The sequence below is a fragment of the Streptomyces sp. NPDC058401 genome, from assembly GCF_042722885.1.
Classification (GTDB): domain Bacteria; phylum Actinomycetota; class Actinomycetes; order Streptomycetales; family Streptomycetaceae; genus Streptomyces.
This window is the reverse complement of the sequence record NZ_JBHXKA010000223.1, coordinates 1-7,528: the sequence shown is the minus strand read 5'-3', so window position 1 is coordinate 7,528 and position 7,528 is coordinate 1. Positions and strand designations below refer to the sequence as shown.

Here is a 7,528-nt window from a genome sequence, read left to right as displayed (position 1 = left end):
GTGCGAACCCCGACGGGTCGCACAGGCCGTCGCCATGGCCAGGCCTCGGATAGGCCCCCTCAGCCTCCACCCCGCGCCGGCCCTTCGGCCCCGCGGCCAGCCCACTTCGAACTTTCGCGTGACTGCACAGTGTCCGATATCTGCCTGCAACCCCGGGGGCTGTCCCTGTCAGGCCGGCTGCGGGCCGGCAGGGACAGCTTCACGGGCCGTCAGGGCGTTGGAGCCCGGGCGGGCGACCCGGCAGCTGGCAAGGGCCGAGGTCCGCTTGCCGGCCCGAGTTCCCCAGGGTCAGGCGGCCGCTCGTGTGGGTCGGTGCTCGGCTCAGCGGTCTGGGAGAGCGTCATTTTCTGGCCGCGGCGGGTGTCCGTTGGCTGAGTTCCGCATGTCGTTGCAGTGGCTGGGCCCGTACCTTGCGTCATGTGCGCTGATCAGGGGCGGTCTCCCGCCTTGGTGGCGTCGTCACTTTTGAAGGGGAACGGCATGGCTACAGGCACGGTGAAGTGGTTCAACGCTGAAAAGGGGTTCGGGTTCATCTCCCAGGACGAGGGTCCGGATGTGTTCGTCCACTTCTCTGCGATCCAGTCGGGTGGCTACCGCTCGCTGGAGGAGAACCAGAAGGTGCAGTTCGAGGTCACGGCAGGCCCCAAGGGCCCCCAGGCCGAGAACGTGACCCTCGTCTGAGGACGCTCCAGGCAGGGGTCGCCGGACACACGCCCCGGCGGCCCCTGCCTGGGCAGCCCCGCGGACAGGGGTTTACTGCTGAGTAAGTCGCAGTGCGCTCCATTATTGTGACTACCTGTCCTGCACTGGCAGCGATTGAAGAGGGTCTTACTCGGCCGCGTTGCAGGTCGGCCCCGAGCGGCGATCCAGCGTCGCGTTTACGCACGCAGCGCCCATAACGCACTTCACTCACGTCGCGAAGTCCAGCCCGCAAGGCTCTGAACTGCGGTTACCTTCCGCGTGTTTTCGCTGGATCTGTTTCTGACGACCCACCGCGTGGAGTGCGTGGCGATCCTGAAGCCGGTGGCGAAGGGTGCCTGACCTGCGGGTTTATCGATGTGCGGTGGGGGCGTTACCGGCGATATCTTGACGCTGAATGACGCTCGTTGATCTCGCCCGAAAGGCATGTCTGCGCAGGGCGATCGTCGAGGCTCTGGCGGTCGTGGTCAGTGCGAAGGTGCTCTCGTGCTGGTACGGAACCCGCCTTCCGGCCGAGCGGGCCCTGGCCGTCGAATTTGCCGTCAACCGCCAGACCGTCCGCGCGGCCCTGCCACCGGGTCCTGACCGCGACCGGCGACCCCTACGGCGAAGCGCTCACGTACTTCGCGCCCGTACTCGTGCTGGAAGTCGGCGAACTCGCCCGCTACCTGCCCAGGCTGCCACCACGTACAGCACCACCCCGTAGCCGCCCGACCTCTGCGAGGCCAGCCCCCCCCGCGAAGAGGGAGCTGACACGAAAACGCCCCTTTGTGGTGGGGCGGTTCACGCCTCGATCGGCTCGAAGCGGTCGGTCGGTCGGTCGGGCCGAGGCTGCTGGCTTCCCGACCCTGTGCGCGGGCCCCGCAGCGACGGGCTCCTCGACGTCCACGGCGGTGTCGTCGTCCTCGCCCGACACTGGCCGTTCGGCCGAGGCCGACAGGGCGGGGGCTGCAGCATGCTGGGTGGCCCCGCCGGGTCGGGACGGACGGAGCGGCACAGACGCGTCACCCCCCGGTTTGCCGGCGCATGGGGCTGTGTCAACCGCATGGAGGACGTCCTGTGACGCTGATGTACCGCGTTCCGCCCGCGTCAAGAGGTGCGTCGTGACGGCGCTGCCGTCGCTGGCCCTGCCCGCCCTCCGCGGTGGGCAGACCTCTCCCCGATCCGTCGCGGCAGCGCGCGTGGCCGGGTGGGCGACGCCGATCCTCGCGTTCGTGCTCGGGCTGTGGGGCAACACGGGCCCGTCCCCGTGGACGGACGAGATCGTCACCATGGACGTGGCGCGGCGGTCCTGGCCGGAGCTGTTCGCGCTGCTCGGCCAGGTCGACGCCGTGCACGGTCTGCACTACGTACTGATGCACCTGGTCGGGCAGGTCACCTCGGTGACCGAGTTCACGATGCGGGTCCCGTCCGCGACGGCCGTCGCCGTCGCCGTGGCCGGGACGGTGTGGCTGGGCCGGTCGCTCGGCGGGCCCCGCCACGGTGTCTGCGCGGGACTGGTCCTCGCGGTGGCGCCCACGGCGTCCAGGTACGCGCAGGAAGGGCGCTCGTTCGCCTTCGTCATGGCGGCCGCCGTCCTGGCCACCGGAGCCCTGGCCAAGGTCCTGGCCGGCGACGGCCGGCGACGGTGGCCGATCGCATACGCGGTACTGGTCGCGGTGTTGGGCTGGTTCAACATCATGGGGCTGCTGCTGCTCGTCGCTCACGCGATCACCGTGACCTGGACCCGTCCCGGCCGCCGCACGATCCGCCGCCTGGCCATCGCCCAGGCGGCGGGCATCACGGCCATGGCGCCCCTCCTCTTCCTGGCCCTCACCCAGCGCTCCGCCGTGGGGGCGTCCGCGCCGGTCACCTTCGGCACCCCGGCGGCCTTCTTCTCCTGGCTCCTGTACCCCGGCCAGGACACCCTGCTGACCTCGTTCAAGGTGCTGCTCATCGGCTCGACGCTGACCGCCCTGGGAGCCCTCGCCGTCCGGCGGCGCAAGACCCCGGAGCTGATCCGGGCCGTGGGCGTCCCGTGGCTGACCGTGCCCCCGGCGCTCCTCGCCCTGGCCACCCTGGTGCAACCGGTGTTCGCCTACCGCTACCTGGTCTTCTGCCTGCCCGCGCTGGCCCTGCTGCTCGCCGCCGGAATCCTCGTACTGCCCTGGTGGGCCCGTGTCGCGCTCGTCCTGGCCGTGTCCGCGCCCCTGGCCTTCTGCCACCGCGCGATACGGCTGGAGCAGAGCCGTTCCTGGGACACCCTGGCCGTCGTCAGGATCCTGCGCGCCCATGATGCCCCCGGTGACACCGTCCTGTTCAGCGGCGCCCGCTGCGGCCTGATCTCCACCGCGTACCAGGAGGCGTTCGCCCGGCGCACCGACCTCGGCCGCTCCGGCACCGCCGCCGCGGCCGCGGCACTGGACAACCCGCCTGCCGACCCGGCCACCCTGGCCCACCGCCTGGAACGGGCACCCCGGGTGTGGCACGTGATGTGCACCCACCTCTCGGCCGCGGCCCGGACGACCGCCGAGCGGATTGCCGCCGCCCAGGAACAGGCACTGTGGGCCGCAGGCCTCCACCCGCGCCGTCACTTCACCATCCGTGGCATCGAGATCATCCTCGAAACCCGGCCCGGCGAGAACTCCCTTGAGAGCCCGGCGAACACGGCCGCGGTGCGGTGTCCCGGTCAGCCGGGCAAGGCCTGCCCGGCCTGGCTTCGGACGGATCCGGCAGAGGGGGCGGGTGAAAAGACGAGCTGATCGGGTTCGAACGGGCGCTGACGTAGGGCGGCCCGGTCTGGTCGCGCGACGAGGACCGCTCGGAGCTGCCGGCGTCCTGCTACCGGGAGTCGCTGCGGGTCGCCGACGAGCTGGGAGCGGAGTACGCGGCCTTCGCGGCAGCCGTGGAGTAGCACCCGCGGGCACCCGGCCGGGGCGTGGATGTGCGCCGGTAAGCCCGGATTGGGGGAGGCACGCGCCATTTGTTCTATTCCGTATGGGATTCTTCTCCTGAAGCCGGGCAGGCGACGACGGGACCGCGTCCGGCAGGGCGCGGCACGCCTGCCGCCGAGGAGAAGGAGAAGCAGTGGGGGACGGGACGGACGCGACAGGGGCGGACGGGATACGGGCGGACGCGATACGGGCGGACGCGGTACGGGTCGACCGGCCGGGGCGAAGGCTGCCGTGGCCCTGGTTCCTGGTCGTGGTGCTCGTGTACCTGGGCATCATCCAGGGACTGGGACTCCTGGTCGGCGTGGACAACGGCGACTCCGCGAGCGAGTTCCCCACCACCGAGTCCCTGGTGCGCAACGCCCTGATCCCCATCGGGGCGTCGATCGTGTTCGGTGCGGCCCTCGTCACCTGGCTCGGCTGGTGGCGCGAAGTCCTGTACTACCGTGCGCCCGTGCGGCGCTGGGTGCGCTGGGTGCCGCTCTCGATGCTCGTCGTCTCCCTGGCCGGCCTGAACTTCGGGCACCTCGCCGACCAGAGCGTCTCCCTCGTGGCCTGCCTGCTGCTGCTCGGGCTGTTCGTCGGCGTCGGCGAGGAGCTCATGTTCCGGGGCATCGGCGTCCAGGCCTTCCGCCGGGCCGGGCTCTCCGAGGGCAAGGTCGCCCTCTACTCCTCCCTCGTCTTCGGCCTCGCCCACGTCAGCAATGCCATCGGCCAGGGAGCCCAGGCCCTCGTGCAGGCCCTCATCGTGTCCACCTCGGGCTACTTCTTCTACCTGTGCCTGCGCGTCGGCGGCGTCATCCTGCTGCCGATGCTCGTCCACGGCCTCTGGGACACCGGCCTGATCTCCAACCTCGTGGGCGAGGAGCCCCAGGGCTCCCTGGGCATGGCCCTGATGGTCGTCCTCCAGGCCGTCCTCATCGTGGTCCTGCTCCTCAAGCGCCGCACGATCGAGCCGGTACCGGCCGTACCGGCCCCCGCCGCCCCCGCCTGACGGGCTAGGAGACCGAGAACAGCCGGCCGTAGTCCTCGACCGGGGTGGTCGGGGTGCCCGCCGCGCGCAGGGCGGCCCAGAGCAGGGTCTGGTTCGCGGTCAGCACCGGGCGGCCCAGGGTGGCCTCCAGGGCCGCGATCGCCCCGACGGCGCGGAAGCCGTTGCCGCCGATGACGACCGCGTCCGCCGTGTCGGGGACGTGCGCGGCCACCCAGTCGTGCAGGGCCCGCGGCCCGATGAGGGTCTGCCCGCTGGGCAGGCCGCAGGGGGCGGCGTACGGGACCTCGAACCCGGCGTCCTCGTAGTAGCCCCGGCCCAGGTCGCTCAGCGTCTCGTCGAACCACGGCGGGTCCACGAGGGCGGGCCGGCCAGCCCCCAGGGCCCGCAGCGCCTCGGCGGTGGCGGCGCAGGTGGCGACCACGGGAAGCCCGTGGGTGCGCTCGCGCAGCCGCTCCAGCATGTACCCCTCACCGCGCGGGCCGATGACGTAGGCGGAGCTGGTGAAGGCGTAGGCGATCACCGACACCGGCGCGGCCGCCAGCAGCTCGGCGGCATCGTCCACGTACGGGGGCTCGGCGAAGGCCCGTACCGGGGCGAGCGGGATGGTGGGGTCCATCGCACCGCCGCGCCCCATGGCGCGGAACGGCACCCGCGCGGCGTGCAGGCCCACGTCGGCCGGAGCCATGGCGCGCAGCTCCGACTCGGGGCCGACGTCGGCGTGCGGGGTGAGGACGCCGAGGCGGACGCGCACGTCCCACCCGTCGGGCTGCCACATCGCGTGTTCCTCTCGGAAGCCGGTGGATACGGGAGATCTCCTACTGTGACACCGGTCGGACCGCCGGGGCGCCCGGCCGCGCCGCCGCGTACGGGGCCGTCGCTCCCTCCCGGATATCCACAGGGTCGAGGGGATCCGGGCGGATGTGTCCGAGGAGGTCGCTAGGCTTCTGGGATGACCCCTTCGGAAGCAGCCGTCGAGATCCCCGACGCCCAGCAGGTGCTCCACCGCGTCTTCGGGTACGACTCGTTCCGCGGCGAGCAGCAGCAGATCATCGAGCACGTCGCCGGCGGTGGCGACGCGCTGGTGCTGATGCCCACCGGCGGCGGAAAATCGCTCTGCTACCAGATCCCGGCGCTGGTCAGAGCGGGCACCGGAGTGGTGATCTCCCCGCTGATCGCCCTGATGCAGGACCAGGTGGACGCCCTCAACGCGCTCGGCGTGCGGGCCGGGTTCCTCAATTCGACGCAGCTGTCCGACGAGCGGCGCGCGGTCGAGCAGGCCTTCCTGGACGGCGAGCTCGACCTCCTCTACCTGGCACCCGAGCGGCTGCGCACCGAAGGGACGCAGCGGCTGCTCGACCGGGGCACGGTCTCGCTCTTCGCCATCGACGAGGCGCACTGCGTCGCCCAGTGGGGCCACGATTTCCGGCCCGACTACCTCGCGCTGTCCATGCTGCACGAGCGCTGGCCCAAGGTGCCCCGCATCGCGCTGACCGCGACGGCCACCGAGGCCACGCACGCCGAGATCGCGGCGCGCCTCGGCCTGGAGGAGGCCCGCCACTTCGTGGCCGGCTTCGACCGGCCGAACATCCAGTACCGGATCGTGGCGAAGAACAACCCGGTCAAGCAGCTGCTGGAGCTGATCCGCACCGAGCACCCCGGGGACGCCGGGGTCGTCTACTGCCTCTCCCGCGCATCGGTGGAGAAGACGGCGGCCGCCCTGGTCGAGCAGGGCATCGACGCGGTGCCCTACCACGCGGGCATGGACTCCCGGACGCGTGCGGCGAACCAGTCGAAGTTCCTGCGGGAGGACGGGGTCGTGGTGGTGGCCACGATCGCCTTCGGCATGGGCATCGACAAGCCCGACGTGCGCTTCGTGGCCCACCTGGACCTGCCCAAATCGGTCGAGGGCTACTACCAGGAGACCGGCCGCGCCGGCCGCGACGGGGAGCCGGCCACGGCCTGGCTCACGTACGGGCTCCAGGACGTGGTGCAGCAGCGCAAGATGATCGAGGGCTCCGAGGGCGACGAGGCGCACCGCCGCGCGCTGGCCGGACACCTGGAGGCGATGCTCGCGCTGTGCGAGACGGTCGGCTGCCGCCGCGTGCGGCTGCTGGCGTACTTCGGGCAGACCGGGGCGCCGGACTGCGGGAACTGCGACACCTGCCTGACCCCGGCCGAGTCCTGGGACGGGACGGTCGCGGCGCAGAAACTGCTGTCCACGGTGTGGCGGCTGGCCAAGGAGCGCCGGCAGAAGTTCGGCGCCGGCCAGATCATCGACATCCTCCAGGGCAAGAAGACCGCCAAGGTCATCCAGTTCGACCACGACGGGCTCTCGGTCTTCGGCATCGGGGCGGACCTGGGCACCAACGAATGGCGCGGGGTCGTCCGGCAGCTGCTGGCCCTCGGCCTGCTGGCGGTGGAGGGCGACTACGGCACGCTGGTGCTGACCGAGGCCAGCGGCGAGGTGCTGGGCGGGCGCCGGAGCGTCCCGATGCGCAAGGAGGCGGCGCCGGCGCCCGGTTCCTCCCGCAGGGAGTCCGGCGGATCGCGCTCCGGGAAGGGCGGCCGGGTACCGGTCGACCTGCCGGCGGCCGCCGTGCCGGTCTTCGAGTCCCTCCGCGCGTGGCGCGCCGAGACCGCGAAGGAGCAGGGCGTGCCGGCGTACGTCGTCTTCCACGACGCCACGCTGCGGGAGATCGCGACGCAGCTGCCGGGGACGGTCGCGGAGCTGGGCACGATCAGCGGAGTCGGCGAGGCGAAGCTCGCCAAGTACGCCGAGGGCATCCTGAAGACCCTGGGCGGTGCGCAGCCCGAGCCGGGCGCGGGGGACCCGGCGACGGCGCCCGGAGCCGCCCCGGTGACGGCCGCCCCGGCGCCCGCCCCGGCCGCGCCCGCCCCGGCGGCC

Annotated in this window: 6 protein-coding genes and 1 pseudogene; 6 read left to right on the top strand and 1 reads right to left on the bottom strand. The window is 72.1% G+C overall.

What is annotated here, in order from left to right:
• The first annotated feature begins 480 nt into the window (after positions 1 to 480).
• The 5 genes and pseudogenes from ACFWNV_RS38520 (at position 481) to ACFWNV_RS38500 (ending at position 4,623) form a co-directional block, all read left to right on the top strand.
• A complete protein-coding gene (locus tag ACFWNV_RS38520; RefSeq protein WP_383956640.1) occupies positions 481 to 681 on the top strand; it encodes a cold-shock protein in 201 nt (66 codons plus the stop codon).
• Between the two features lie 415 nt (positions 682 to 1,096).
• A complete protein-coding gene (locus ACFWNV_RS38515) occupies positions 1,097 to 1,405 on the top strand; it encodes a GntR family transcriptional regulator (protein ID WP_383956637.1) in 309 nt (102 codons plus the stop codon).
• A gap of 397 nt (positions 1,406 to 1,802) precedes the next feature.
• Positions 1,803 to 3,440, top strand: a complete 1,638-nt coding sequence (locus ACFWNV_RS38510; RefSeq protein ID WP_383956634.1) for a hypothetical protein — start codon at positions 1,803 to 1,805, stop codon at positions 3,438 to 3,440.
• A 29-nt stretch (positions 3,441 to 3,469) separates the two neighbouring features.
• Positions 3,470 to 3,580, top strand: a pseudogene (locus ACFWNV_RS38505) (O-acetyl-ADP-ribose deacetylase); the annotation flags it as partial.
• A gap of 185 nt (positions 3,581 to 3,765) precedes the next feature.
• Complete coding sequence (locus tag ACFWNV_RS38500) at positions 3,766 to 4,623, top strand: CPBP family intramembrane glutamic endopeptidase (RefSeq protein ID WP_383956631.1); 858 nt, start codon at positions 3,766 to 3,768, stop codon at positions 4,621 to 4,623.
• 4 nt (positions 4,624 to 4,627) lie between these two features.
• Here the strand turns inward: ACFWNV_RS38500 and ACFWNV_RS38495 are convergent, their stop codons facing one another.
• The gene (locus ACFWNV_RS38495; RefSeq protein ID WP_383956629.1) at positions 4,628 to 5,398 is read right to left on the bottom strand and encodes a maleate cis-trans isomerase; all 771 of its coding nucleotides are present in this window, start codon (positions 5,396 to 5,398) and stop codon (positions 4,628 to 4,630) included.
• Positions 5,399 to 5,572: 174 nt separating this feature from the next.
• Here ACFWNV_RS38495 and recQ point away from each other — a divergent pair.
• Positions 5,573 to 7,528: DNA helicase RecQ (gene recQ / locus ACFWNV_RS38490; protein ID WP_383956626.1), on the top strand; the 1,956-nt coding region annotated here is incomplete at its 3' end.

Coding starts and splice junctions, on each gene's coding strand:
- ACFWNV_RS38515 (WP_383956637.1), top strand. CDS start 1,097: ATGACGCTCGTTGATCTCGCCCGAAAGGCATGTCTGCGCAGGGCGATC.
- ACFWNV_RS38495 (WP_383956629.1), bottom strand. CDS start 5,398: ATGTGGCAGCCCGACGGGTGGGACGTGCGCGTCCGCCTCGGCGTCCTC.
- ACFWNV_RS38520 (WP_383956640.1), top strand. CDS start 481: ATGGCTACAGGCACGGTGAAGTGGTTCAACGCTGAAAAGGGGTTCGGG.